This is a genomic window from Azospirillum sp. A1-3 (genome assembly GCF_023806445.1).
Lineage (GTDB): Bacteria > Pseudomonadota > Alphaproteobacteria > Azospirillales > Azospirillaceae > Azospirillum.
On record NZ_JAMSLU010000005.1, the window covers coordinates 212,741 to 237,890 of the forward strand.

At 69.3% G+C, this 25,150-nt stretch carries 25 protein-coding genes and 1 pseudogene; 13 read left to right on the top strand and 13 right to left on the bottom strand.

Translation table 11 applies throughout. The features are described from left to right. Positions 1-62 precede the first annotated feature (62 nt). Genes xylA through M5E06_RS25545 form a run of 3 tightly spaced genes read right to left on the bottom strand, consistent with a single transcriptional unit; the run spans position 63 to position 3,940 of the window. Positions 63-1,385: a xylose isomerase gene (gene xylA, locus M5E06_RS25535; protein WP_286208981.1), complete on the bottom strand. Its 1,323-nt coding sequence runs from the start codon at positions 1,383-1,385 to the stop codon at positions 63-65. Continuing rightward, positions 1,382-2,839: a xylulokinase gene (xylB, locus tag M5E06_RS25540; RefSeq protein WP_252140610.1), complete on the bottom strand. Its 1,458-nt coding sequence runs from the start codon at positions 2,837-2,839 to the stop codon at positions 1,382-1,384. The genes xylA and xylB overlap by 4 nt, the downstream gene beginning before the upstream one ends. A 42-nt stretch (positions 2,840-2,881) precedes the next feature. Beyond that, the gene (locus M5E06_RS25545) at positions 2,882-3,940 is read right to left on the bottom strand and encodes a LacI family DNA-binding transcriptional regulator (RefSeq protein ID WP_252140611.1); all 1,059 of its coding nucleotides are present in this window, start codon (positions 3,938-3,940) and stop codon (positions 2,882-2,884) included. Positions 3,941-4,240: 300 nt separating this feature from the next. On the opposite strand from M5E06_RS25545, the gene M5E06_RS25550 reads away from it, so the two are divergent. After that, a complete protein-coding gene (locus M5E06_RS25550) occupies positions 4,241-6,091 on the top strand; it encodes a DEAD/DEAH box helicase (RefSeq protein WP_252140612.1) in 1,851 nt (616 codons plus the stop codon). A gap of 40 nt (positions 6,092-6,131) precedes the next feature. Here M5E06_RS25550 and M5E06_RS25555 read toward each other — a convergent pair whose 3' ends face one another. After that, positions 6,132-7,109, bottom strand: coding sequence for a LysR family transcriptional regulator (locus M5E06_RS25555; RefSeq protein WP_252140613.1), 978 nt, complete (start codon positions 7,107-7,109; stop codon positions 6,132-6,134). 124 nt (positions 7,110-7,233) lie between these two features. Between M5E06_RS25555 and M5E06_RS25560 the strand changes: the two genes are divergently transcribed. The 3 genes from M5E06_RS25560 to M5E06_RS25570 all read left to right on the top strand — a co-directional run bounded on the left by M5E06_RS25560 (position 7,234) and on the right by M5E06_RS25570 (position 9,792). Beyond that, positions 7,234-8,073: a hypothetical protein gene (locus tag M5E06_RS25560; protein ID WP_252140614.1), complete on the top strand. Its 840-nt coding sequence runs from the start codon at positions 7,234-7,236 to the stop codon at positions 8,071-8,073. A 44-nt stretch (positions 8,074-8,117) separates the two neighbouring features. Then, positions 8,118-8,702 (top strand): YceI family protein, encoded by a 585-nt coding sequence (locus tag M5E06_RS25565; RefSeq protein ID WP_252140615.1) that lies wholly within the window; start codon positions 8,118-8,120, stop codon positions 8,700-8,702. A gap of 88 nt (positions 8,703-8,790) precedes the next feature. Then, positions 8,791-9,792 (top strand): glutathione S-transferase family protein, encoded by a 1,002-nt coding sequence (locus M5E06_RS25570; protein ID WP_252140616.1) that lies wholly within the window; start codon positions 8,791-8,793, stop codon positions 9,790-9,792. A gap of 284 nt (positions 9,793-10,076) precedes the next feature. On the opposite strand, the gene M5E06_RS25575 is transcribed toward M5E06_RS25570, so the two are convergent. Further along, complete coding sequence (locus tag M5E06_RS25575) at positions 10,077-11,171, bottom strand: NnrS family protein (RefSeq protein WP_252140617.1); 1,095 nt, start codon at positions 11,169-11,171, stop codon at positions 10,077-10,079. A gap of 140 nt (positions 11,172-11,311) precedes the next feature. Between M5E06_RS25575 and M5E06_RS25580 the strand changes: the two genes are divergently transcribed. From M5E06_RS25580 to M5E06_RS25600, 5 genes are all read left to right on the top strand, one after another. Continuing rightward, on the top strand, positions 11,312-12,028 hold the full coding sequence (locus tag M5E06_RS25580) for a Crp/Fnr family transcriptional regulator (protein WP_252140618.1): 717 nt from the start codon (positions 11,312-11,314) through the stop codon (positions 12,026-12,028). Positions 12,029-12,116: 88 nt separating this feature from the next. Beyond that, entirely contained in the window at positions 12,117-12,380 is a 264-nt protein-coding gene (locus tag M5E06_RS25585; RefSeq protein WP_252140619.1) for a DUF1858 domain-containing protein, read from the top strand. After that, positions 12,380-12,883 (top strand): hemerythrin domain-containing protein, encoded by a 504-nt coding sequence (locus tag M5E06_RS25590; protein ID WP_252140620.1) that lies wholly within the window; start codon positions 12,380-12,382, stop codon positions 12,881-12,883. Before M5E06_RS25585 ends, M5E06_RS25590 begins: the two co-directional genes overlap by 1 nt. 109 nt (positions 12,884-12,992) lie before the next feature. Beyond that, positions 12,993-13,505 carry a DUF2249 domain-containing protein gene (locus M5E06_RS25595; RefSeq protein ID WP_252140621.1) on the top strand — a complete coding sequence of 171 codons (513 nt, stop codon included), beginning with the start codon at positions 12,993-12,995 and terminating at the stop codon, positions 13,503-13,505. Positions 13,506-13,615: 110 nt separating this feature from the next. Next, the gene (locus M5E06_RS25600) at positions 13,616-14,518 is read left to right on the top strand and encodes an SDR family oxidoreductase (protein ID WP_252140622.1); all 903 of its coding nucleotides are present in this window, start codon (positions 13,616-13,618) and stop codon (positions 14,516-14,518) included. A gap of 10 nt (positions 14,519-14,528) precedes the next feature. Here the strand turns inward: M5E06_RS25600 and M5E06_RS25605 are convergent, their stop codons facing one another. Further along, entirely contained in the window at positions 14,529-14,681 is a 153-nt protein-coding gene (locus M5E06_RS25605; RefSeq protein ID WP_252140623.1) for a hypothetical protein, read from the bottom strand. Between the two features lie 263 nt (positions 14,682-14,944). Here M5E06_RS25605 and M5E06_RS25610 point away from each other — a divergent pair, with 263 nt between their 5' ends. The 4 genes from M5E06_RS25610 (at position 14,945) to ubiV (ending at position 18,085) form a co-directional block, all read left to right on the top strand. Beyond that, positions 14,945-15,391: a hemerythrin domain-containing protein gene (locus M5E06_RS25610; protein ID WP_252140624.1), complete on the top strand. Its 447-nt coding sequence runs from the start codon at positions 14,945-14,947 to the stop codon at positions 15,389-15,391. Between the two features lie 101 nt (positions 15,392-15,492). After that, entirely contained in the window at positions 15,493-16,170 is a 678-nt protein-coding gene (gene ubiT, locus M5E06_RS25615) for a ubiquinone anaerobic biosynthesis accessory factor UbiT (RefSeq protein WP_252140625.1), read from the top strand. A gap of 6 nt (positions 16,171-16,176) precedes the next feature. Next, positions 16,177-17,175, top strand: a complete 999-nt coding sequence (gene ubiU, locus M5E06_RS25620; protein ID WP_252140626.1) for a ubiquinone anaerobic biosynthesis protein UbiU — start codon at positions 16,177-16,179, stop codon at positions 17,173-17,175. Positions 17,176-17,188: 13 nt separating this feature from the next. After that, positions 17,189-18,085: a ubiquinone anaerobic biosynthesis protein UbiV gene (ubiV, locus tag M5E06_RS25625; RefSeq protein WP_252140627.1), complete on the top strand. Its 897-nt coding sequence runs from the start codon at positions 17,189-17,191 to the stop codon at positions 18,083-18,085. Between the two features lie 199 nt (positions 18,086-18,284). On the opposite strand, the pseudogene M5E06_RS36095 reads toward ubiV, so the two are convergent. The 7 genes and pseudogenes from M5E06_RS36095 to nosZ all read right to left on the bottom strand — a co-directional run. Beyond that, positions 18,285-18,431: pseudogene (locus tag M5E06_RS36095) on the bottom strand (twin-arginine translocase TatA/TatE family subunit); the annotation flags it as partial. Positions 18,432-18,449: 18 nt separating this feature from the next. Continuing rightward, positions 18,450-19,472 (bottom strand): FAD:protein FMN transferase, encoded by a 1,023-nt coding sequence (locus M5E06_RS25635; protein WP_252140628.1) that lies wholly within the window; start codon positions 19,470-19,472, stop codon positions 18,450-18,452. Then, on the bottom strand, positions 19,472-20,005 hold the full coding sequence (locus tag M5E06_RS25640; protein WP_252140629.1) for a nitrous oxide reductase accessory protein NosL: 534 nt from the start codon (positions 20,003-20,005) through the stop codon (positions 19,472-19,474). The genes M5E06_RS25635 and M5E06_RS25640 overlap by 1 nt, the downstream gene beginning before the upstream one ends. After that, complete coding sequence (locus M5E06_RS25645) at positions 20,005-20,829, bottom strand: ABC transporter permease (RefSeq protein ID WP_109075753.1); 825 nt, start codon at positions 20,827-20,829, stop codon at positions 20,005-20,007. Before M5E06_RS25645 ends, M5E06_RS25640 begins: the two co-directional genes overlap by 1 nt. Further along, on the bottom strand, positions 20,826-21,752 hold the full coding sequence (locus tag M5E06_RS25650) for an ABC transporter ATP-binding protein (RefSeq protein ID WP_252140630.1): 927 nt from the start codon (positions 21,750-21,752) through the stop codon (positions 20,826-20,828). The genes M5E06_RS25645 and M5E06_RS25650 overlap by 4 nt, the downstream gene beginning before the upstream one ends. After that, positions 21,749-23,113: a nitrous oxide reductase family maturation protein NosD gene (locus M5E06_RS25655; RefSeq protein WP_252140631.1), complete on the bottom strand. Its 1,365-nt coding sequence runs from the start codon at positions 23,111-23,113 to the stop codon at positions 21,749-21,751. Before M5E06_RS25655 ends, M5E06_RS25650 begins: the two co-directional genes overlap by 4 nt. Before the next feature lie 76 nt (positions 23,114-23,189). Continuing rightward, positions 23,190-25,139 carry a TAT-dependent nitrous-oxide reductase gene (nosZ, locus tag M5E06_RS25660; protein ID WP_252140632.1) on the bottom strand — a complete coding sequence of 650 codons (1,950 nt, stop codon included), beginning with the start codon at positions 25,137-25,139 and terminating at the stop codon, positions 23,190-23,192. Between the last annotated feature and the right edge of the window lie 11 nt (positions 25,140-25,150).

Consider the following 25,150-nt stretch of genomic DNA (forward strand, 5'->3'; position numbering starts at 1 on the left):
CCCCGCCTTCGGCGGGTCCCCTCCCTCTCCCGGGGCGGGAGAGGGCATGTCATGTGCCCTTCTCAGACGTAGCGGTTGACGATGTTCTCCAGATACTCCTGCCGGCCGGAGCGCGGCTGGGGGGTGAGGTTGCCGGACAGCGCCCGTTCGGCGAGCGTGGCGAGGTCGCGCTTGCCGGACAGGATCGCCTGCCCCTCCGCGCTGTCCCAGCCGGCGTAGCGTTCGGCCAGCGGCTTGGTCAGGGCGCTGTCCTCCAGCATTTGCGCTGCTTGCAGCAGGGCGCGGGCGCAGGTGTCGATGCCGCCGATGTGGCCGTGCAGCAGGTCCGCCGGGTCGAGCGATTGGCGGCGGATCTTGGCGTCGAAATTCAGGCCGCCGGTGGTGAAGCCGCCGCCCTTCAGGATGTCGTGCATGACCACGGTGAGCTCGCCGATGTCGTTGGCGAACTGGTCGGTGTCCCAGCCCAGCAGCGCGTCGCCGCGGTTCATGTCGAGCGAGCCGAAGATGCCCAGCGCCAGCGCCAGCGCCACCTCGTGCTGGAAGCTGTGGCCGGCGAGGATGGCGTGGTTCTGCTCGATGTTCACCCGCACGTCGGCCAGCAGGTCATAGCGCTCCAGGAAGCCGTAGACGGTGGCGACGTCGAAGTCGTACTGGTGCTTGGTCGGCTCGCGCGGCTTCGGTTCGATCAGGATCGGGCCGTCGAAGCCGATCCTGTGCTTGTGCTCCACCACCATCGCCAGGAAGCGGCCCATCTGGTCCAGCTCGCGCTTCAGGTCGGTGTTCAGCAGCGTCTCATAGCCTTCGCGGCCGCCCCACATGACGTAGTTGGCGCCGCCCAGCGCGTGGGTGGCCTCCAGCGCCGCGCGGACCTGACCGCAGGCATAGAGGAAGACGTCGGGGTCCGGGTTGGTCGCGGCGCCGGCCATGTAGCGGCGGTGCGAGAACAGGTTGGCGGTGCCCCACAGCAGCCGGACCTTGGCGGTCTCCATCTTCGCCGCGAACAGCTCGGTGATGGCCTTCAGGTTGTCGGTGCTCTCGGCCAGCGTGGCGCCTTCGGGGGCGGCGTCGAGGTCGTGGAAGCAGAAGAAGGGGATGTCGAGCAGGCGGAACATCTCGAAGGCGACGTCGGCCTTGGCGCGCGCGGCCTGCATCGGGTCCAGGCCGGGGCGCATCCATGGGCGCTGGAAGGTCTCGCCGCCGAAGGGATCGCCGCCCGGCCAGCAGAAGCTGTGCCAGTAGCAGGCGGCCAGCCGCAGATGGTCCTCCATCCGCTTGCCCAGCACCACGCGGTCCTTGTCGTACCAGCGGTAGGACAGCGGGTCGCGGCTGTCCGGCCCGCGATAGGCCACCGGGGACAGGTCGCCGAAGAAAGAGGCGGTGCTCAAGACGCGAACTCCTTGGCAAGGGGGTAGAGCCGGCGCCAGCGCAGCCAGGCCTGGCTGTACGCCTCGGCGCGGGCCGGATCGGGGGTGAAGGTCTCAAGACGACGGGGCTTGCGGCAGACGGTGGCGGGGGGCTCGCCGGTCGCCGCCATGCGGCCGAGATGGGCGGCGCCGAGCGCGGCGCCGACCTCGCCGTCCTCGATGCGGTGGATGGTGACGCCGATCGCGTCGGCGCAGATGCGCGCCCACAGCCGGGAGCGGGAACCGCCGCCGGCGAGGTCGAGGGAGGTGGGGGCGCCGGCGCCTTCGCCGAGTGCCACGAGATTATCGCGGGAGGCGAAGGCGACGCCTTCGAGAACCGCCTGCACCATGGCGTTGCGGTCGGTCTCCGCCGACAGGCCGGCGAACAGGCCGCGGACGGTGGCGTCGTTGTGGGGGGTGCGCTCGCCCGACAGATAGGGCAGGAAGGCGACCGGCGACGGGCCGTCGACCGCGTCGCCGAGGGGGGCCAGCAGTTCCGCCTCCGGCGCGCCGAGGGTGGAGGCGGCCCAGGCGAGCGAGGCGGCCGACGACAGCATGACGCCCATCTGGTGCCAGACGCCGGGCAGCGCGTGGCAGAAGGCATGGACCGCCATCGCCGGGTTGGGCAGGAAACGGTCGGTCGTCCGCCACACCACGCCGGAGGTGCCGAGGCTGAGGAAGCCGTCGCCGGGCGTGATGGCGCCGAGCCCGACGGCGCTGGCGGCGCAATCCCCTGCCCCACCCGCCACCACCGGCGGCGTCGGCATGCCCCAGCGGCGGGCCAATTCGGGCGACAGCCGGGCGACGGCGTCGGAGCCTTCGGCCAGATCCGGCATGTGGGCGCGGGTCATGCGGGTGGCGGCGAGCAGATCGTCGGACCAGTCGCGGCGGGCCACGTCGAGCCACAGCGTGCCGGAGGCGTCCGACATCTCCTCCACCATCGCGCCGGTCATCCGCCAGCGGACATAGGCCTTGGGCAGCAGGACCTTGGCGAGAGCGGCGAAGATTTCCGGTTCCTCCTCCGCCACCCACAGCAGTTTGGGGGCGGTGAAGCCGGGCATGGCGATGTTGCCGCTGATGGAACGGAGCGTCGGGAGGGTTTCCTCCAGCGTCGCGCATTGGCGGTGGGAGCGGCCGTCGTTCCACAGGATGGCCGGGCGCAGCACCCGGTTGTCGGCGCCCAGCAGAACCGCGCCATGCATCTGGCCGGAGAAGCCGATTCCGGCGACGGCGGCGAGATCCGCCGGCTGGCGTTCGGCCAGTTCGTCGACCGCGGCGATGGCGGCGGCGACCCAATCCTCCGGCTCCTGCTCCGACCACAGGGGATGGGGACGGGAGACGGTGCAGGGGCGGGACGCGCTGCCGGCGACGGACCCGTCGGTGTCGGTCAGCACCGCCTTGATGCTGGACGTGCCGATGTCGATCCCGAGAAACATGACTGTCGACCTTTTCTGATGCCCGTCGGGCTTTGATGTCGTTCAGGGCAGGTTGTCGCGCAGGATGACCTGGACCCGGATGTGTTCCTGCGCCGCGACGATTTCCTGTCCGGTGACCAGGGCATGGAGCACCCGCGCCATCGAGCGCGCCTCGTGCCCCGGATCCTGGGCGACCAGGGCGGCGAAGGTGCCGTCCAGCAACATGCGGCGGGTGGCGGGGGTCAGCTCGTGTCCGACGCACAGGATCTTGCGGGCGAGACCGGCCTCGGCCAGCGCCTCGCCGATGCCGACCGAGCCTTCGCCGGTGTTGTAGATCGCCACCAGATCGGGGGTGTCGGCCAGCATGCGGCGGACCAGATCGCGGTTGCGCTCGGGATCGTCGCGGCCCTCCACCGGGATCAGGCGGGTGAGGTGGGGATATTCCTCCGCCAGCACCTGCCCGAAGCCGAAGCGGCGCTCGGCATGGTCGCGCAGGCTGCCGGAGCCGGTGACGATGCCGACGGAGCCGCCAGCCTCACCATTGCGCGGGGGGCCGAGGAAGCGGCCGACCAGCGATCCGGCGGTGCGGCCGGCGGCGATGTTGTCGATGCCGACATAATGCTGGCGCCGCGACGATGGCGCGTCCGACACCAGCGTCACCACCGCCATGCCGGCTTCCACCAGATCGTCGATGGCGGCGCGGATGCGCGGATGGTCGAGCGCCACCAGCGCCACCGCGTCGAAGCGGCCCGGCAGGGTCGCCAGCTCCGCCGCCAGGGTGTCGGCGTCGAACACGTCGGTCTCGACGATCTCCACCCCGATGCGGCGGGCGCGGAACCAATCGGCCTGGGCGCGGATGTTGTCGGCGATGTCCATCATGAAGCGGTTGCCGCCGCCGGGCAGAACCACGGCGAAGCGCCAGGAGCGCGCCCGCGCCAGTTCCGCCGCGGCAGCCAACGGGCGGAAGCCCAGGCGCTGCACCGCCTCCTGCACCTTGGTCGCGGTCTTGGCGCTGACGCCGGGGCGGCCGTTGACCACCCGGTCGGCGGTGGCCAGGCTGACGCCGGCGGCAGCGGCCACGTCGCGCAGGGTCAGGGGTGCATCGTTGACTTGATTGTTCATGACGCGAACATATGCCCGCGTTTTGAGGTACGCAACTCAAAAACGGAGGTGCCGCTGGTGCTCTGCCTTTTGGCCGATCCGCGCCGATGTTGAGCCTGTTGCCGTACTGGGCGTTAAGGTGCGTACGTCAGTATGCTGCCGTCGGTCGTCGTCATAGGGCTTAGGCGGCGCGAATCGCTGCCCCCGACCGGGGACTGCGCTACTCCCGATGGGGTTCGACACCTTCGATTGCACCCATGACTGGGGGACTCGCGGGAATTTAGGCTTGCTCCTCCCTCGTGCCACAGCCAGCAGGGTGGAATGCCGCAGCTGAGAACCCATCAGCAACTGGTCAGCGCCATCGCCAACGCCATCGGCCAGCAGCAGACGGAGGTTCGCGACGTTCTGGCGGCGGTGACGCCCGGCGGGGGGAAGTCGCTGCTGCCGGTCATCATGGCGGCGGCGCTGCACAAGGCGGGGCGGATCGACCGCGTCTGCTGGATCGTGCCGCGCGACAGCCTGCGCCAGCAGGCGGAGGAGGCCTTCGTCGATCCGCGCTGGCGCGAGCTGTTGGGACACAATATCGCCCTGCGGGCGGCGGAGAACGGGCGGGACCTCTGCCGCGGATTGCAGGGCTATATCACCACATATCAGGCGGTGGCCGCCGCGCCGGATTTGCATCTGCAGGAGTTCCGCCGTCACCGCTATCTGCTGGCGGTGGACGAGCTGCACCATCTGCCGGCGGTGTTCGACACCGACCGCATGGCGGCGGTGGAGGAGGAAACGGCCTGGAGCCGGTCGATCCTGCCGCTGCTGGAGAATGCGTCGGCCCGGCTGCTGATGAGCGGGACGCTGGAGCGCGCCGACGGGCGGCCGATCCTGTGGCTGCCCTACCGCGCGCCGCAGGGGACGCGCAAGGTGCGGGAGATCGACTTCAAGGCGCCGGGCTGGGCGGTGGTCGGTTATTCCCGCCGGCAGGCGCTGGCGGAAAAGGCGATTTTGCCGGTCACCTTCGGGGCGATGGACGGGTCGGCCTCCTGGCTGGATGCGGAGCGGACCAACCGCTGGGTCGATGCGCTGTCGAAGGCGGGGGAGAACACGCGCGACGCCCTGTTCACCGCGCTGCGCACCGGCTTCGCCCAGGCGATGCTGCGCGAGGCCTACCGCTCCTGCCGGGAGCATCGGGCGAAGCGACGAGCGGAGCTGAAGCTGCCGGCGGGGCGCGACGATGCGGGGCTGGGCAAGCTGCTGGTGATCGCGCCCGATCAGGGGACGGCGCGCTTCTATCTGGAGACGCTGCAAGGCTGGATGCCGAAGGCGCAGGCTGGCCGCATGGCGCGGCTCGCCATTTCCGAGTGCCGCGACGCGCAGGAGGTGGTGGCGGCTTTCCGGCTGCGCCCCGAGCCGGCGGTGCTGGTCTCCGTCGCCATGGCCTATGAGGGGCTGGACGCACCGTCGATCACCCATGTCGCCTGCCTGACGCACATCCGATCGCGCCCCTGGTTGGAGCAGGCGATCGCGCGGGCGACGCGGGTGGACCCGCATGGCGGCCCCTATGACCGGCAGCGGGCGCTGATCTACCACCCCTCCGACGCGCTGTTCGAGCAGTTCCGCACCATGGTGGAGACCCAGCAGGGAACCCGCGCCATGGTGAAGACCCGCCGACCGCAGCAGGAATTGCCGTTCGAACGGTCGGCGGAGCGGGAGCCGGAGATCATCCCGCTGGAATCCAACGCGACGGCGCTGAGCTTCGCCGTGGTGGCGCCTGGGCCGGACTTCGGGGCGCAGGGGCGTGACCCAGGGGAGTTGCCGCTGACGCCGAGCGCGGCGGAGCATCACCTGCGCCAGCGCATCGGCCAATTGGTCGCCGCGCAGGTGATCGAGGACGAGGACAACAATCTCGTCGCCGAGGGGCCGACCGGCTACCACATCTACAACGCCGTGCTGAAGCGGCTGATGAAGAAGGCGCGTTCCGAAATGACGCTGTCGGAGCTGGAGGCGACGGTCGGCTGGCTGGAGCGCAACCGGCTGTCGGACCACCGGCACCTGATCGTCGACGATCCGCAGTTTACTTGGTCGACCCGGCGGCGGGGGTCGCATCGGGCGGGTTATGGGATGCCTGCGTCTCGCGGCGCCGGTGGAATCCCCTCTCCCCCCCGGGGAGAGGGTTAGGGTGAGGGGGACGCGCGGCGTGCCTGCCCGAGAATCCTCGCTATGCATCCCCCTCTCCCCGGGGGGGAGAGGGAGCCCGGGGGGGAGAGGGGGATTTCGGGAGGGAGAGGGAGATTGGCAACGGACAACGCCCCTCCAGCAGGTCGCGCTCTCGGGTGAGCGCGTCGGCCATGAAGTCGAGGAAGGCACGGACGCGGCCCATGTGGCGCAGATCCTCGTGGGTCAGCAGCCAGAGCTTGGCGTCGGCCTCCGGCACCGGATCGCCGATGCGGCGGAAGGCGGGGTCGCGGTCGACCACGCCACAGGGCAGCAGGCCAAGGCCGATGCCGGCCCGCACCGCCTCCACCGCGCCCGCCACCGAGTTGACGCGGTAGCCGACGGAGGCCTCGGGCACCGTCCGCTTCATCCAGTGGGCGAGGTTGGTGTGGTCGAAGGACTCGTCCAGCCCGACCCAGGGGTGGCGGTCGAAATCGCCGGTGCTGTCCGCCGCGTCCAGCCAGGCGGCGGCGCCATAGACGGCGAAGGCGAGGCCGGACACGGCACGGCCGACAAGGTTTTCCGGCGGGCTGCTGGTGGCGCGGATCGCCACGTCGGCTTCGCGCCTGGTCAGGCTGAGCGAGGCCTCCGCCGCCACCAGATCGACGCGCAGTTCGGGATGGAGCCGGCGGAAGGCGGCGATGTGGCGCGGCAGGATGTAGAGGGTCAGGATGTCGACGGTGGTCACGCGCAGGCTGCCGCTGATCCGGGTGTCGCGGCCGGACAGCAGCCGGTTGGCGGCGGCCAAATCCTCCTCCATCTTCTGCGCCACCCGGTGCATCTCGTCGCCGGCCGCGGTCAGGACATAGCCGCCGGGCAGCTTGTCGAACAGCCGGGCGCCCATCGCCTGTTCCAGCGCGGTCACCCGGCGCAGAACGGTGCTGTGGTTCACCCCCAGGACGCGCGCCGCCGCCGACAAGGACCCATGCCGGGCCACGGCCAGCAGAAAGCGAAGATCGTCCCAATTGCTGCTACTTAGCATTTATTCCCGCTCATTTCTGCAGATGCTTTTTGCAAATCTCCTGAATTCGCGCTTATCAGAGCACAGGTTAGGGTCATGACCAAGCGCAACCTGCGCCACCCTATCGAGACCCGGCTGTCCCCCCATGTCCGAGCTGCTTCAAGACCCCTTCGTTCAATCCAGCGTACTGCCCCTGCTGGTCGGGCTGATCCTGGTCGGCGTCCTGCACCTGCTGCGCCGTTCGCTGGCGGCGGCCGGCATCGCCGCCGGTTTCCTGGTCGTCTTCGCGCTGGTGATCGGCCTGCCGGCCCTGCCGCCGCCGTCCAGCATGGGCAAGCTGTTCTGGGCGTCGGCCGCCGGGCTGCTGCTGGGTGTGGTTGCCGATGCGGTGGGCGTCCGCGGGCGGGTCGCTTCGGTGGTGCTGGCGGTCTGGCTGGCCGCTTCGCTGCTGTGGATCGCCCTGCCGGCGCTCGATTCCGTGGCGGCGGTCGTCAGTGTGCTGGTCCTGCTCGGCACCGCGGCGTGGGTCGCTTTTGCCCGCGGTTCGGAAATGGCCGAGAGCCCGACGGCGCCGGCCGCCTCGCTGCTGGCGCTGGCGCTGGCGGTCGGCGGCACCGCGCTGATCGGCTCGTCGGCCTCCATCGCCCAGATGGCGCTGGCGCTGGCGGCGTCGGCCGGCGCGTTCCTGCTGTGGAACTGGCCGGTGGAGCGCCATGGCTGGGGCCTGTCGGGGCGCGTGGCGACCGGCATCGCTTTGCTGCTGGCCGCCGTGTTGGCCCTGTTCACCCAGACCCAGGCCGCGGTGCTTCTGCTGGCCCTGCCCGCCCTGTTCGCCGGCCATGTCCGCCGCTTCCTTCCCCGGGGTGACGGCCTGATCGGCCGTGCCGCCTCGTCGGCCGCCGTCACGGTGGTCGCAGTCCTTCCGGCGCTGGTCGCCATCGGTGCGGCCTATGCGCTGACCGGCGGCGAAGCGTCGCCCTACTGATCCTTCCTTTCCTCCATTCATCCTGTTTTTTCGGAGTTCCGTTCATGAAGAAGACCCTGTTCGCCGCCGCCCTGTTCGCCGCGACCGCTGCCGGTTCCTTTGCCCCCGCCTTCGCCGCCCCGGTCAGCTACAAGATCGACCCGGCGCACACGGCCGTCGCCTTCATCGTCAACCATGTCGGCTTCTCCAACGTGATCGGCCGCTTCAACACGGTCGGCGGCGACGTGACCTTCGATAAGGACGCCGTCGAGAAGAGCGTGGTCAACGTCACCATCGACACCACCAGTGTCGACACCAACCACGCCAAGCGTGACGAGCATCTGCGCTCTCCGGACTTCTTCAATGCGAAGGAGTTCCCGAAGATGACCTTCAAGAGCAGCAAGATCGAGAAGACCGGCGACAAGACCGGCAAGCTGCATGGCGACCTGACCATGCTGGGCGTGACCAAGCCGGTGGTGCTGGACGTCACCTTCAACAAGGACGGCGTCAGCCCGGCCAGCAAGCTGGAGACCGCCGGCTTCTCCGCCCGCGGCACGGTCAAGCGCACCGAGTTCGGCATGAAGTACGGCGCTCCGGCCATCGGCGACGACATCCAGCTGCTGATCGAGGTCGAAGCGGTCAAGTCCTGATCGCCGGCAGCGTTCGGCTGTTGCAGAGTAGGAGGGGCCGGTTCGCCGGCCCCTTCGCATATTGGCCACATCGACAGGAGAGACCGCGATGCCGCAGCTTGTGAACGGCGTTTGGGTGAAGGGCGACATCGCGGCCAGTGAGATCAAGGGCGGCGCCTTCCACCGTGAACCGACCCGCTTCCGCGACTGGATCACGCCGGACGGCGCGCCGGATGCGGAGGGGCGCTCTACCCTGCCGGCGGCGGCCGGGCGCTATCACCTGTATGTCTCCTACCTGTGTCCCTGGGCCTCGCGTACGCTGATCTTCCGCGCGCTGAAGGGGCTGGAGGGGGTGATCGGCCTGTCGGTAGCCGAGCCGGTGCTGGGCGAGGATGGCTGGGTCTATGCGGAGGAGCAGGACGGCGGACCGCGCATCGGCCGCTTCCGCCACCATTACAGCCTCTATACGGCGAGCGACCCGACCTACACCGGCAAGGTGTCGGTGCCGGTTCTGTGGGACCGGCAGGAGGGGCGGATCGTCAACAACGAATCGGCGGACATCATCCGCATCCTGAACAGCGCCTTCGATGGGCTGACCGGCAACCGGCTGGACCTCTATCCCGAACCGCTGCGGCCGGAGATCGACCGCTGGAACGAGGCGGTCTATGCCAGCGTCAACAACGGCGTCTACCGCTGCGGCTTCGCTAAGTCGCAGGCCAGCTACGACGAGGCGTTCGACGGGCTGTTCGCCACGCTCGACCGGCTGGAGCAGCATCTGTCGGCCAGCCGCTATCTGGCCGGGGAGCATCTGACGGAGGCCGACTGGCGGCTGTTCGTGACGCTGGTGCGCTTCGACGCCGCCTATCACGGCGCCTTCAAGTGCAATTTGCGGCGGATCGAGGATTACCCGAACCTGTCGGCCTACCTGCGCGAGCTGTACCAGTGGCCGGGCATCCGCGACACGGTGAAGATCGACCACATCAAGGCCGGCTACTACACCAACCCCGCCATCAACCCGACGCTGATCGTGCCGAAGGGGCCGGCGCTGGACTTCGACCGTCCGCATGACCGTGAGCGGCTGCCCGGCAAGGGCATCTGGCAGCGGGGGTGAGGGGTTATGACTGCTGGCGAGAAACGCTTCAGGTTTGAACCGCCTTGCATCGGCTCTCATCATGCGCCTCCCTCGGCCGTCATTCCCGCGAAGGCGGGAATCCAGCCGTTTCAGCCGCTTCATTGCGGAGTTTCCTGGATCCCCACCTTCGCGGGGATGACGCAAAGTACCTTTTATTCCAGAGGCTTAATATCGGTCTGAGTTGTGTGCATCCCGTAGCGCGAACGCGGGGATGACGGCCAAGAAAAATCTTTAAGAACTTACAGCCTTTCAGGGGGGCGGCGTCATCGTCCTGCCCGTCTGGGCCGGGTGAGCAGCACTGCGGCGGTCAAAAGCTGGCCGAGTGTCCAGAAGCCCGCCGCGGCCGTCAGCAGGGGCATCGACGGCATCCAGACCGCCGCCACACGGAGAGCGGCGGCGCTGGCCATCAGCGCGACGGCGACGGTGGCGGCGGGCGGGAAGCGCTCCGGCTCCGCCTCCCGCTGCAGGGTGGTGCGGATGGTCATGGCGCTGGCGAGGATGCCGAGCGCGCCGATCCCCAGCATGTGCCAGCCGGCAGCGGGCGGCAGGTCGAACAGCGCAGCGCCAGCCACCAGGAGCCAGCCGGCGCCGAGGCAGAGATAGCCCAGATGCAGGCTGGCGATCTCCGGCCGGCGCAGCAGGCGATGGGGCTTCCAGCGGGCGAGACGGAGGAGCGCGCTTGTGCCGGTCATCGCAGCGCCGGCGCCACCCAGCAATGGCAGCAGGCCGGTGGCGGCCGACAGCAGACAGAGGGCGGCGCCGGCGATGCCCATCGCCTCCAGCCTCGGTTGGACTCGCTGGGTCAGGGTGATCCCCTGCCGGCGCAGGGCGCCGGCGGTCGCGGCGGGGATGACGCGCCCGCCCATGGTCAGCAGCAGCGTGGCGATCAGCAGCAGTCCGACCGGCTGGCCGACGCCTTGGACGAGGCCCAGTTGCGACGCCCAGAACAGCCCTTCGGCGACCAGGAAGGCGCCGATCAGCGGGCCGAACACCGCATTGTGGCCGCTGCGGCTGGTGCGCAGGAACGGCAGGCCGGCGACAATGAACAGCAGAACGGGATAGGCGAAGGCAATCGGCAGGGCCAGCGCCACCGGCAATCCGGCCAGCAGCGCCAGCCGTCCGGCGAGCCAGGACAGGAATGCTGCCGCCAGCATCGGGCGCGACAGCCGGGTCATCAGGAAGCCGCCGACCACCGCCAGCGCATAGCCCAGCGTCATCTCGTGGGCATGGATCGCCGGGGACCAGCCCAGCGGCAGCAGGCCGCCGATCTGCGCCAGCCACAGCGGAACGGCCAGCGCGGCGAAGAGGGACGCGGCCGGATACATCAGCCGGTGGGCGCTGGTGACGGGAGCGGGCATGGCGTGGGGGCTTTCGGTGGTGCTGTCAGGCGGTGGTGTAGCGCGTCATTCTGGTGGCGGCCGGGATTTCGCGCTTTGAGCCGCAACAAAGTCGTGCACGAATGGATACAGATCACGCACAGCGAGCCAGGACGACCGCCATGCCCCCGCCCCCCGATCCCGCCGTTCTGCGCGGCATGCCGCTGTTCGCCGGCCTCGATACCGGTGCGCTGGCCGACGCAGTGGCGCTGGCGCGGCCCCGGCTGCATCCCCGCGGCACCGCCGTCTTCACCCAGGGGGAGCCGGCGGCGGCCGGCCATGCGCTGATCGACGGGCGGGTGAAGATCGTGCAGACCGGCCCTGACGGGCAGCAGGTGGTGATGCGCTTCATCGGCCCCGGCGAGATGTTCGGGACGCTGGCGATCTTCACCGACGGGCTCTATCCGGCCGATGCGGTGGCGGTGGCCGACTGCGTCGAGCTGTCCTGGCCGGCGGCGACGATGACCGAGCTGATGGACCGCCATCCCGCCATCGCCCGCAACGCGCTGTCGATCATCGGCGGCCGGCTGCGCGAGCTGCAGAACCGCCTGCGCGAGGTGGCGACGGAGCGGGTGGAGCGCCGCATCGCCCATGCCCTGCTGCGGCTGGTGCGGCAGGCCGGACGGCGGGTCGAGGCGGGGGTGGAGATCGACTTTCCGCTGTCGCGCCAGGATGTGGCGGAGATGACGGGGACGACGCTGCACACCGTCAGCCGCACCCTGTCGGCCTGGGAAAGCCAGGGCATCGTCGAGAGCGGCCGGCAGCAGGTGGTGATCCGCAAGCCGCACGCGCTGGTCGTCATCGCCGAGGATCTGCCGCCGGTGCCAAAGCGGGAGTGATCTCCGGCAGGGTTGCTGTGGCGCAAAGATCGCTTGCGGCGTGGTGGCTATGGTGGCGGCCTGTCCCCCTGTGCCGGAGCATGCGGAAATGACGGTCGCCGATATGGCGTTTGCCGATATGAAGCTCGCCGATCTGACGATGGCCGAGCTGATGAGCGCGCGGCCGGCGGTGGTGCCGGTGCTGCTTCGCCATGGCCTCGCCTGCCCCGGCTGCGCCATGGCGCCGTTCATGACGGTGCGCGAGGCGGCCGAGGCCTATGGGCTGGAGCTTGACGCTTTCCTGGCCGATCTTGCCGCCGCGGACGGGCGGCCCGGCCATTCGATTGAGGCTCATTCGACGGAGATACGGTGATGCACACCGACAGCCTGACCGGCCGCATCCTGCATGACGACCATCACCGCGTGATGGACCTGCTGGACCGGCTGGAAGCCCTGTTCGGCCGCCATGGCGAGGACAGCCTGCCGGTGCTGACGGCGGAGGAACGCGACACCGTCGCCGCCCTGGCCGCGGAGCTGGACGGCCCGCTGGAGAGCCATTTCTCGGCGGAAGAGGCGCTGTTCCCGGCGCTGGCCGTGGCGGGCGGGCATGAGTGGACGGCCGACCTGCTGGACGACCACGAACACATGCGCCCGATCATCCGTCGGCTGGGCCGCTTCTGCGCGCTGGCTCTGCGGGAGGGGTTCGACTGGGACAGCTGGCCGGTCTTTCGCAGCTTCGGCGAGGAGCTGGTCCGCGCCCTGGTCCTGCACATCCAGAAGGAGGAGACGACGCTGGTGCCGGCCACCGACACCCTGCTGTCGGTCGAGGAGGACCGGGCTTTCGCCTCCGCATTGACAGGGGCGATGGCCGGCTGAGCGCCCCACCCTCTCCGGCGTTTGTGCTGGAGCAAAGAAGGGGGCGGCGATCCGGGGTACAGGGGGGCATGGCGATCCTGCCGCTCCCCCACAGACCAGACGGACGACGATGCCGACCACCACCTCCCCCACCGCCCAGGCCGAACCGGTTCTCGATCTCCGCGCCATCCCGCCCTATCAGCGCCACCAGCTGATCTTCCAGTCGGTGCAGGACCTGACGCCCGGCGACGGTTTCTCGCTGGTCAACGACCATGACCCGCGTCCGCTGCACCACCAGCTGCTGAGCCTGTTCGGCGCCGGCTTCGCCTGGGAGTATCTGCAGCAGGGTCCCGAGGTCTGGCAGGTCCGCATCTCCCGGCCCGAGGGTGCGGTGGCGACCAGCCTGCGCGTGTGCATTGCCCGCAACGGCGATGTGGCGGTCACGGCGGCGGATGCCCGGCTGGGGCCGGACGGCAGCGGCGCCTCGGTCTGCGAGGTGACGGACATCCCGCCGGGCACGCTGGAGGCCGACGTGATGGCGCTGCTGCAGGGCGTGATCCCGCCGGCCGGCGTGGTCAGCATCGCCTATGAGCGGCTGCTGGCCCGGCGCAACGGCTCCTGCTGCGGCGGCATGTGCGGCTGAGGACCCCGTTTGGCTGACGGTCAGGGTTGCGGCAACCATTCCTGTTCCGACCGGTTCTGTGTGGGGCGCTTCACCGCGTCGCACACAGAGTGCCGAATCAGGAGACAGGTATGGACCGCAAGGACGACACCGTCACGCCGCAGGACCCCCGCAGCAAATACCCGCGCCCGCCCTTCAACGGCCAGTCGCAGCCCTGGCCGGGGCTGGCCCGCGACATGGATCCGCCGCCCGACCATGGCGAGACCAGCTACAAGGGCTCCGGCCGGCTGGCCGGGCGCAAGGCGCTGATCACCGGCGGCGATTCCGGCATGGGCCGGGCCGCCGCCATCGCCTATGCCCGCGAGGGCGCCGACGTCGCCATCAACTATTTCCCCTCCGAAGAGCCGGACGCCCGTGAGGTCGTCGCGCTGATCGAGAAGGCCGGCCGCAAGGCGGTGGCGATCCCCGGCGATCTGCGCGACGAGGGCTTCTGCCAAAAGCTGGTGGCCGATGCGGTCGCGGGCCTGGGCGGGCTGGACATCGTCGTCTGCAACGCCGCGCGGCAGCAGGCCTTCCCGTCGATCCTCGACGTCAGCAGCGAGGAATTCGACGCGACGATGAAGACCAACATCTACGCCCCCTTCTGGATCATCAAGGCCGCCCTGCCCCACCTGAAGCCGGGGTCGGTCATCATCGGCACCACGTCGGAACAGGCCTATGACCCGACGCCGGATTTGTACGCCTATGCCCAGACCAAGGCGGCGACGATGAATTACGTGAAGTCGCTGGCCAAGCAACTGGCCGACAAGGGCATCCGCGTCAACGGCGTGGCTCCCGGCCCGATCTGGACCCCCTTGCAGGTCAGCGGCGGTGCCAGCCAGGAGAAGCTGAAGCAGTTCGGCAGCCAGACCCCGTTCGGCCGTCCGGGCCAGCCGGCGGAGCTTGCCAGCATCTATGTCCAGCTTGCCGCGGAGGATGCCAGCTTCACCACCGGCCATGTCTATGGCGCGGCGGGCGGCAGCGGTCAGCCGTAAGCGGCGGAGCCTACCCCATGACGTCCTCGCCGGACCGCCGGCGGGTGGATGGGGCGGTCCTGGTCCTGGCGATGTCCGACGTCAGAGTGAAACAGAGATCGCACCCGACCAGCAGGCCCAGGCTCAGGATCGACGTGGCGGCGGTGATGCAGAGGATGGTCATGGGATCGCTCCGTCCGGCGAGGTTCGGCGCCGTCCATCCGACCGGGGGTGGTTTGCGGCGTTGGAGCGATCCTGGGCGCATTGCCGTCTGGGCGCTGTGAGTGGGACCACATTCGGGACTTTGTGACGCCGGGGCTGTGGGCCAATCACTGACAGTAGTGCGAATAGGAGTTGTTTGCGGTGGCGCAACGATGCCGGACCCGCCGGCCGGCATTCTGGCTTCAACGCGGCCCATGAAGGGCGGCCCCGGTTGGAGACAGCATCATGTCCAAAGTCACCGTCAGCACCGCGCTCTACCGCGACCACCATACCAATGTCGGCCAGTTGGTCGGGCGCATCGAGGCGCTGCTCGCCTCGCGCACCGTGGAGGCGGACCCGGCGGCGCTGATCGCCGCAGTGCGGGAGTTGTTCGGCACCTTCGCCGTCCATCTGTCGCTGGAGGACAGCGCGCTCTATCCCCGGCTGCTGGCCCATCCGGATGCCGCGCTGCGCAGCACGGCGGCGCGGTTCCAGACGGAAATGGGCGATCTGCGGGGACGGTTCGACCAGTACCGCACGCGCTGGCCCGGCCCGGTGGCCGTCGCCAAGGACCCGGCCGCCTTCATCCGCGAGACGCGGGAGGTGGTCGCCGCGCTGAAACACCGCATCGGCCGCGAGGACCGCGAGCTGTACGACCTGATCGACCGGGCCGGGTTGGCGAGTGCGGCCTGACGGCGGAGCCTTTCAAGCTTGAACTTGACCGAGGTCAATGACGTCAGGCGGTTACCGGCTTTCATGGGCGGCGGAATGACCGATGAGGAGGGAAGCCGCCCATGCGCGATCCCGATGTCGCACCGAATGTTTTCGCCTCCGATGCCCCTGCCTTCTACGAGCGCGCCCGCCGGTTCGAAACCGGGTTGAGCCGGGCCGGGCTGGGGCTGGTGCCCAAGCTGGGGCGGCGGGCCAGCGACGCGCTGCTCGCCCGGCTGCTGCGGCTGTTGGCCGAGCGGCATCCGCGTGCCTTCGAGGCACTGCGCGAGATGCCGGACGCCCGCGTGCTGATCGAGCCGGTGGACGCGCCGGTCGCCCTGCTGATGCGTGTCGGGCATGATCTGTCGCTGCATGCCCTGCCCTGTGGGGTTGACGGTGTGGACGAGACGGGGGCCGACGCTGTGGTTCGCGGGCCTTATGCCAAGCTGCTCGACCTGCTGGAGGGGCGGATCGACGGCGATGCGCTGTTCTTCCGGCGCGAGCTGAGCATTTCCGGCGACACCGCGCTGATCCTGGCATTGCGCAACACGCTGGACGGCGAGGAGGAGATGGATCTGGTGGCCGACGCCGCTTCCATCGCCGGGCCGCTGGCCCGCGCCCTGCCGGTGCTGCGGCGCAATGCCGGGCCGGTGCTGGACCGGATCGAGGCGGCGCGCCGGCTACTGCCGCCGCCGCTGCGGCGGGGGATCGAGCGGGTGGAGGCGCGCATCACCGGGGCGCTGCCGGGCACGAGGGCCTGAGGAATCATGGACAATTTCGAACTGATCTGCCCGGCGGGGACGCCGGCCGCTTTGCGTGCCGCCGTCGATGCGGGGGCCGATGCCGTCTATCTCGGCTTCCGGGACGAAACCAACGCCCGCAATTTTCCGGGGCTGAACTTCACCCGGCAGGATGTTGCCGACGCGGTGGACTACGCCCATGCGCGCCGCGTCGAGGTCTATGTCGCCATCAACACCTATCCGCAGGCCGGCAATCTCGGCCCCTGGCAGAAGGCGGTGGACGATGCGGCGCGGTTGAAGGTGGACGCGGTCATCCTGGCCGATCCGGGATTGCTGGCCTATGCCGCCAAGCGCCATCCCGACCTGCGGCTGCACCTGTCGGTCCAGGCCTCTGCCGCCAATGTCGAGGCGATCCGGCTGTACCGCGATGCCTTCGGCGTGCGGCGCGTCGTGCTGCCGCGCGTGCTGACGGTGCCGGAAATCGCCAAGCTGAACGCCGAGATCGACATCGAGACCGAGGTGTTCGTCTTCGGCGGCCTCTGCCCGATGGCGGAGGGGCGCTGTTCGCTGTCCTCCTACGCCACCGGCCTGTCGCCCAACAAGCAGGGCGTCTGTTCGCCGGCCAACCATGTCCGCTACGAGCAGCGGGGCGGCGCGCTGGCCTCCACGCTGGGCGGCTTCACCATCAACGTGTTCGGCGAGGGCGAGCAGGCCGGCTATCCGACGCTGTGCAAGGGCCGCTTCGTCGCCGGTGACGGCGTCGGGGAGGGCCCGGCCTATCTGTTCGAGGAGCCGACCAGCCTCAACGCGATGGACCTGCTGCCGGAGCTGAAGGCGGCCGGCGTGCGGGCGCTGAAGATCGAGGGGCGGCAGCGCGGCAAGGCCTATATCGCCGCGGTGGTGCGCGCCTATCGCGAGGCGCTGGAGACCTTCGCCGCCGGCCGGCCGGTGCCGCACATCGATTTGCAGGCGATGGTCGAAGGCGGAACCCAGACCACCGGTGCCTATACCCGCGGATGGCGGTGAGGAGTTTTACGGAATGACTGCGTCACTCACTTTGGGGCCGGTGCTGTTCAACTGGCCGGTCGACCGCTGGCGCGACTTCTACGCCCGCATCGCCGACGAGGCGCCGGTGGACACCGTGATCGTCGGCGAGATCGTCTGCTTCAAGCGGGCGCCCTTCTTCGCCGAGGCGATGGGGGACGTGATCGAACGGCTGAGCGCCGCCGGCAAGACGGTGTGGCTCGCCAGCCCGATCCTGGTCGGCAGCGAGCGCGAACGGTCGGCGATGCGCGATCTGGTGGAGTCCGATGCCGCGTTCATCGAGGCGAACGACATGGGGGCGCTGGCGCTGCTGGCCGGGCGGCCCCATGCGGTCGGGCCGACGATCAACGTCTACAACGAGGCGACGCTGGGCTGGATGGCCGGGCGCGGCGCGGTGGCGGTGTCGCTGCCGGCGGAACTGCCGGCGGCCACCGTCGCGGTGCTGGCGAAGGCCGGGCGCGAACTGGGGGTAGAAACCGAGGTGCAGGTCTGGGGGCGGGCGCCGCTCGCCATCTCGGCCCGCTGCTACCACGCGCGCGCCCACGGGCTGCACAAGGACGGCTGCCAGTTCGTCTGCGGCAACGACCCGGACGGCATGCCGGTGACGACGATGGACGGCCAGCCGTTCCTGACCGTCAACGGGACGCAGACGATGTCGCACGGCTGCCTGTGCCTGGCGGCGGAAGTGCCGGCGCTGCTGGAAATGGGGGTTTCGCGCTTCCGCCTGTCGCCGCAGGCGATGGACATGGTGCGCGTCGCCGAGGCGTTCCGGGCGGTGCTGGATGGGCGGCGCGACGGGACGGAGGTGGCCGCGGAACTGGGCGGGCTGATCGACGCGCCGCTGGTGAACGGGTTCTACCACGACACCGCGGGGGCGTTGCGGGTGGCGTGAGGGGGGCTGAGGGGTGGGGGTGCTTAGGCGGGTGCCCCCTCCCCATCCCTCCCCCGCTTCGCGGGAGAGGGGGTAGGACGCTTGTCAGCGTGTCTTATCTGCCAAAGCGGCGGCAGTCCCCTCTCCCACCGAAGGTGGGGGAGGGTTAGGGAGGGGGCGCCCGCCGCATGCGCTCAAGCCATCACGCGATCGGCTTGCGATCCTCTTCCTCGTCCTTCAGGCCGGCCTTGAAGCTCTTGATGCCCTTGGCGAAGTCGCCCATCACGGACGGCAGCTTGCCGGCGCCGAACAGCAGGAGGACGACCAGCAGCACGATGGCCCAGTGGAACAGGCTGAAGCTTCCCATGACGATGATCCGATCTCTTTAAGCCGGCAGCCGCAGGATGCGGCCGTCGGGATGGGTGAAGCGGGCGGTGACGCCGGGGTAGGCGGCCAGGATGGCCGGAACCCGATCCGCCGGCACCACCGACAGCGCGGTCGACAGGGCGTCGGCCGTCGTGGCGTCCGGTGCCTGCACGGTAACCGCCAGCCACTGGGCGGCGCAAGTGCCGCTCGCCGGGTCGAACAGGTGGGTGAAACGGCCCGCCGCGTCGAAACGGGTGCCGTAGCCGCCAGAGGTGGCCATCGCGCCGTCGGTCAGCTCGACCGTGGCGGTGGTGCGGTCCGGGTTGCCGGGATCGGCCAGACCGACGGTCCAGGGGCGGCCGGAGGGGTGATGCCCCAGCGCGCGCACCTCGCCCATGTCGACCAGCACATGCTCCAGACCTTCAGCCTTCAGCCGTTCGGTGACACGGTCGGTGATGTAGCCCTGGGCGATGCCGTTCAGCGTCACCGCCATGCCGCCGGCGGCGAAGGCGATGCGGTCGGGCTCCACCCGCAGGGCGCGGACATCGACCAGCGCGCGGGCGGCGCGGATGGCGCCCTCCGGCGGGCCGGCGGGGTCGGCGTCCGGGCGCTCGAAGTGGCCGGCATAGAGCTGCCACAACGGCTGCACCGTGGGATCGAAGGCGCCGCCGGTGTTGCGGGCGGCGGCGGTGGCCTCGGAGAGAAGCCGCACGAGGTCGGCGGGGGGCGAGTCCAGCGCGCCGTCGCGGTTGAGGCGGCGCAGCGCGGAATCGGCGCGGTAGAGGCTGAAGACGCGCTCCAGACGGGCGACTTCCTCCAGGCTCAGCGCGATCAGGCGGTCGGCTTCGGCCGGATCGGGATGGGCGATGCTCAGGCTGGCATCGGCACCCAGCGTCACGCCGCGCCAGACGCGGACGGGAACGCCGTCGGCAATGGTTTCGGCGCGCAGCAGGCGGTGCGGCAACAGCGAGAGGCCGGCTGCGACGGCGCCGATGGCGAGGAAGCGGCGTCTGGCCAGGGGACGGGTGAAGACGGTCTGCATCAATGCTCTCCCTCGGCCATGGTGGCGGCGGGCGGGGCGAGGATCTGATCCTCGGGCACGTCGGCGAAGCGCAGGACCTTGCCGCCGTTGGCTTGGGCGAAACGCTCGGCCGCCGATTTGTCGGAGAAAGGATAGGGTTCGGCGTCGCCCATGCCGCCGCGGAGCTTGCTGCCGAGGACGTACCAGGCCTGGCGTGCTTCGACCCAGACGGTCATGTCGGGGGCGGCGGGATCGGTCGCCTTGGCCACGTCGGTGACGTAGATGGCGCTGATCTCCTTCGGCTCCTCCGGCAGCATGGTGAAGGCGAAGGTGTCGCGGACGGAGGACAGCCAGATCGGCCGCGCCTCCCCCTTCACCAGGATCTGGCCCTTGGGACCGGGATGGTCGGCGAGGTTCATGCCGCAGTAATGGCCGACGGCGTCGGCGGTCAGGGTGACCGGCGGCGGCGGAGCGATCTCCGCCTTCTCCTGCTTGCAGGCGGCGAGCGGCAGCAGCAGGGCGGCGGCGAGAAGGGCGGTTCGCAGGGTACGCATCAGATCTGCTTCCTCGAAAAGAGGGCGGCGGCCAGCGCCAGCGGGGCAGCGATCCAGCCGGCCATCACCGCCAGCAGAAGCGGGACCGACAACTGGACATGGGCGGCGAGGCCGGCGGTGCCGGCGAAGGCGCTGACGCCCTTGAAGCCGGTGAGGTTAAACAGGCGGTAGGCGTCGGCCGGGTTGGCGAGCAGCAGCCAGTTCAGTGCCTCCACCCCCAGGCCGCTGCCGCTGGCGAGGATGCCCAGCAGCGCCATGTCGTAGAGCAGGACGAAGCCCAGCCACACCGCCACGGCGATGCCGGCCGCCGTGCCGCGGTCGCGGACGATGGTGGAGGCGAGATAGCCGAGCGCGGTGAAGGCGGCGCCCAGCATGACGCTGGACCCGATCATTGAGGCGAAGGCGCGCCAGCTTTCCGGACCGATGGCGGTGTTGCCCATGGCGAGTGCGACCCCGGCGGCGCCGTAGCCGACCACGGTCGCCAGCGCGATCACCGCGGCATGGCCGAGGAACTTGCCGAGCAGCAGCTGCCAGCGCGCCACCGGGTAGGACAGCAGCAGGGTCATGGTGCCGCGGTCGATCTCCCCCACCACGGCGTCGAAGGACAGCAGCAGGGCGATCAGCGGAAGGAGGAAGATGGTCAGGCTGGACAGGCTGACGATGGTGACCTCGACCGGGCCGACGCCGACCGTGCCGGTGGGGACGGATCCCAGGAAGCTCAGCGTCAGGGCCAGCGCGGCCATCAGCAGGGTGGTGGCGACGACCCAGCGGTTGCGGGTCGCCTCGCGCAGTTCCTTGCCGGCGACGATCAGAAGCGTGTTCATTCGGCGGCCTCCCGGCGCAGGAAATGGGCGTACATCTCGTCAAGGCTGGGCTGGACGATCTCGATGTCGGCGACCGTGGGACCGTCGCAGGTGATGCGGCGGACCAGACCGACCTTGTCGTCGTTGGCGCAGGCCAACTCCACCACCCCGCCGGCCAGACGGGTCAGGGCGGCACCCTCCCCCACCCTGGCCGCGAGCGCGTCGATGTCGTCGGTCGGCAGGGTCAGGCGGATGCGCACCGGAAGCTGGGCGAGGCTGCGCAGGGTGGCGAGCGAGCCGTCGGCGACCTTGCGGCCGCGGTTCATCACCACGACGCGGTCGGCCTGTCCTTCCAGTTCGGTCAGGGCGTGGCTGCACAGCAGAATCGTGGTGCCCTGGTCGCGCAGCTCCGCCACGATGGCGTAGAAGCTCTGGCGCAGCGCCGGGTCGAGGCCGGTGGTCGGTTCGTCGAGGAACAGCAGCTTCGGGCCGCCGAGCAGGGACTGGGCCAGGGCCAGGCGCTGGCGCATGCCCTTGGAATAGGTGGAGACACGGCGCTTGATCGCGGCGGGTTCCAGCCCAACCTTTTCGAACAGCGCGTCGTTGTCGCGGCGCGGGGCGCCCTTCAGCCGGGCGTAGAAGTCCAGCGTCTCCCGTCCGGTCATGTTGGGGTGGAAGGCGACGTTTTCCGGCAGGAAGCCGATCTGGCGGCGGATGTGGGAGCAGGCGGCGCTGGCCGGGTCGCCGCCCAGCACGCGGATGCGACCCTCCGTCGGGGTGGTCAGGCCGAGCATCAGCTTGATGAGGGAGCTTTTGCCAGCGCCATTGTGGCCGACCATCGCCACGCATTCGCCGGGCGCCAGCGTCAGGTCCACGCCGCGCACCGCCTCGGTCTCGCCATAGCGCTTGGTGACGCCCTGCACCTCTGCGGTGAAGTCGGTCATGGCTGTTTCCTTTCGGCAGTCTGGACGGAACTTGGCATGGGGGGTGGCGCCATCAGCGGGGCGCTGTCGATCACGCCGCCGGGATGCAGGGCCGGGAACTGCTTCTGCGCCCAGCGGATCACCTGGACGCCGGGGCTGTTCATCAGCAGCTTGGCCGCCGGATAGGCCCACATCACCCGATCGACCACGTCGTTGGGGCGATAGGGCTCGTCGGAAATGCCGTCGCCGTTCAGGTCGAAAGCGGCATTGTCGGACCAGTAGTTGCCGCGCCCATCCTCCGACCAGTCGAGATAACGGGTGCCGACATACTTGACCTGGGTGCGGTTGCCGATGAAGGCGTTGCCGGTCAGGCTGTTGCGCTCCGACCCGGCGGTGAAATGGACGCCGATCTCGCAGCCCTCGAACCGGTTGCCGGTGAAGCGGTTCTTGTTGGCGTTGTAGATGAAGACGCACTTCCAGGTGCCGCTGCGCAGACGGTCGCTCATCGCCTCGCTGTCGCGGGGGATGTCGTTGTCGGGCAGCGCCTCGCCGCTGTCGGAGACCGCGCCGGCGAAGCTGCCCTCGATCACGTTGCCTTCGATGCGCGAACCGTTGGCGCTGTTCAGCATCAGCCCATGCTCGCGGTCGGCCTTGGAGCGGTTGTTGCGGATCAGCAGGTTGTTGGAGAACATCACCGCATAGCCGACATTGTTTCCGATGGAGACGTTGTCGGTCAGCTCGGAATCGTTCGTGTACATATAATGGATGGCGAACCGGACACGCTCGAACCGGTTGCCGGAGAAGACGTTCTTGCGGGACGAGGTGGTGAACAGCCCGTCGCGCCCTTCGCGCACGCTGTTGTCGAGCACGCGGGTGCCCGGCGCGTTCCACAGCTGGATGCCGTTGCCGCGTTCCGACACGCGCAGGTCGGTGCGGCCGACGATGTCATTGCGGCGGATCAGGCTGTCGGCGGCGCCCCAGATATAGACGCCGATCAGGTTGTCGCGCAGCCGGTTGTCCTCGACCACGGCGCCGCGCGCCTCCTTGCCGAGGAAGATGCCGGAATTCTGGTCGATCAGGCTGAGGCCGGAATTGCGGATCTCGAGGTTCCGCACGGTGACGTTGGGAGCGAGCACGGTGAGCGTGCTGTCCTTGCCGTTGCCGTCGATGATGGCGCCCGGTTCGCCGGTCAGGGTGACCGGGGTGCGGACCGTCAGCGGCCCGGGATGAACGCCGGTGGACAGCACCAGCGTATCCCCCGGAGCCGCCGAGGCCAGCGCCGCCTGCAAACTGCCCGGTGCCACCGTCACCGTGGCGGCGGCCAGCGGTTCCGTCACCAGGGCAAGTGTGACACCGAGCAGGATGGAGAGGCGGTGACGCATGGGATGCTCTCGGAACTGTGACGAGTGCCCCACCCGCCCCGCCCCTGGAGGGGGGAGGCGGGTGGAGCGTCGCGGGTCAGGTGGAGGACGGCTCGACGATCATGCGGCCGGCCATTTCCATGTGCAGAGCATGGCAGAACCACTGGCAATAATACCAGTGCACGCCCGGACGGTCGGCGGTGAAGGTGACCGAGGCGGTCGCCTGCGGGCCGACTTCCATGCAGACGCCGTGGTTGGTGATGCTGAAGCCGTGGGTCAGGTCGTCGATGTCGTCCATGTTGGTCACATAGACGGTCACCTCGTCACCCTGCTTGACCGTGAACTCCTCCAGCCCGAAGGCCGGGGCACGCTGCCACATGTAGACGCGGACCTTCTTGCCGTCGCGGATGACCTTGGTGTCATCCTCCAGCACCACGCCGTCCTTCTTGGCCTGCTGGCGCGCCTCTTCCCACATCGGGTCGTTGCGGTCGTAGACCGAGCGCGGGTTCACCTTGGAGCGGTGGACGATCAGCGTGTCGTGCGGCTCGGCGAAGGTCGGGCCGTCATGCACCACCCGCATCTCGTCGCCGGAGATGTCGATCAGCTGGTCGTTCTCCGGCTTCAGCGGGCCGACGTTGAGGAAGCGGTCCTTGGAGAACTTGTTCAGCGACACCAGCCACTTGCCGTCGGCCTCCTTGGTCTCGCCCATGGAGGTGTGGTTGTGGCCGGGCTGATACTGGACGTCCAGCTTCTGGATGATCGGGTCGACCTTCTCGCCCTTGTAGGCACGCCGCGCCTTGTCGATGTTCCACTTCACCAGCTGGCTGTCGAGGAACAGGGTGGTGTAGGCGTTGCCGCGACCGTCATAGGCGGTGTGGAGAGGCCCGAGGCCCAGCTGCGGCTCGGCGACGACGACGTCGCGCGGCTTGATCTTGTCGTCGAACAGGTCGTCCAGCAGGCGCACGTCGAACACGGTGACGGTCGGCGACAGCTTGCCGTTCACGGTGACGTGGATGCCGTCCGGAGCGGCGTTGATGCCGTGCGGGTTGGCGGGCACCGGGATGTAGCGGGTGAAGGCGCTGCCGTGGCGGCCGTCGACCACCGGCACGCCGTTCACCAACGGGATCTTGCCGGACTTCACCGCTTCGTCGATGCGCTTCAGGTTGAAGACGACGACCCAATCCTGCTCGGCGCTGGTCATCTCCGCCGCGGTGACGCCCTCTTCGGAGTCGTAGCAGGTGGAGAAGGCGTATTTGCCCTGATAGTCGGCGTCGGTGTTGTCGAGGTTGCCGTCGACCCAGACCTGCCACGCGATCTTCATCGTGTCGCCGTCGATGGCGGTGAAGTGCGACTTGTAGGCCTTCGTGTTGGTCAGGTCGCGGCCGTCGTTCGGGGTCGGCACGCGCTGCTCGCCGTTGGCGAAGACATAGCCGGTGCGCGGGTAGCGCTGCGGACGCAGACCGTGGATGGCGGCGGCGTTCGGGATCTCGATGATGGTGTCGGTCTTCATGATGTCGCAGCGGATGCGCGCGACACGGGTGTTGGCCTTGTCGTTGATGAAGATGTAACGGCCGTCATAGGTGCCGTCGGTGAAGGACATGTGCGGGTGGTGGGCGTCGCCGTTCAGGTAGATGCCGCCGCGCGTCTCCAGGAACTTCTTGGTTTCCGGGAGCATGTGCTCAGTCAGGATCTTCCGGCTTTCGTTGGTCATGCCCCAACCGGTGGCGGAGCAGCGGTTGAACACCGGAATGCGCATCAGCTCGCGCATCGACGGCAGGCCGAGGATGCGGACTTCACCCGAATGCCCGCCGGAATGGAAGGCGTAATATTCGTCGAGATCGCCCGGCTTCACCTCGGCGTTGAGGTGGCCGGCCTGGGCGTTGGCCGCCAGGGCTTCGGTGGCACCGAACAGGGCGCTGCCCGCGATGCCGCTGGCGGTCGCACCGCCGACCGCGCCGGTCAACCCGGCAAGCGCCGCGGCCTTCGCCGTTCCGCCCAGTAGAGCACGGCGGTTGACGCCTGCCGTGTTGTTGGTCTCACTCGACATAGTCTGCTCCT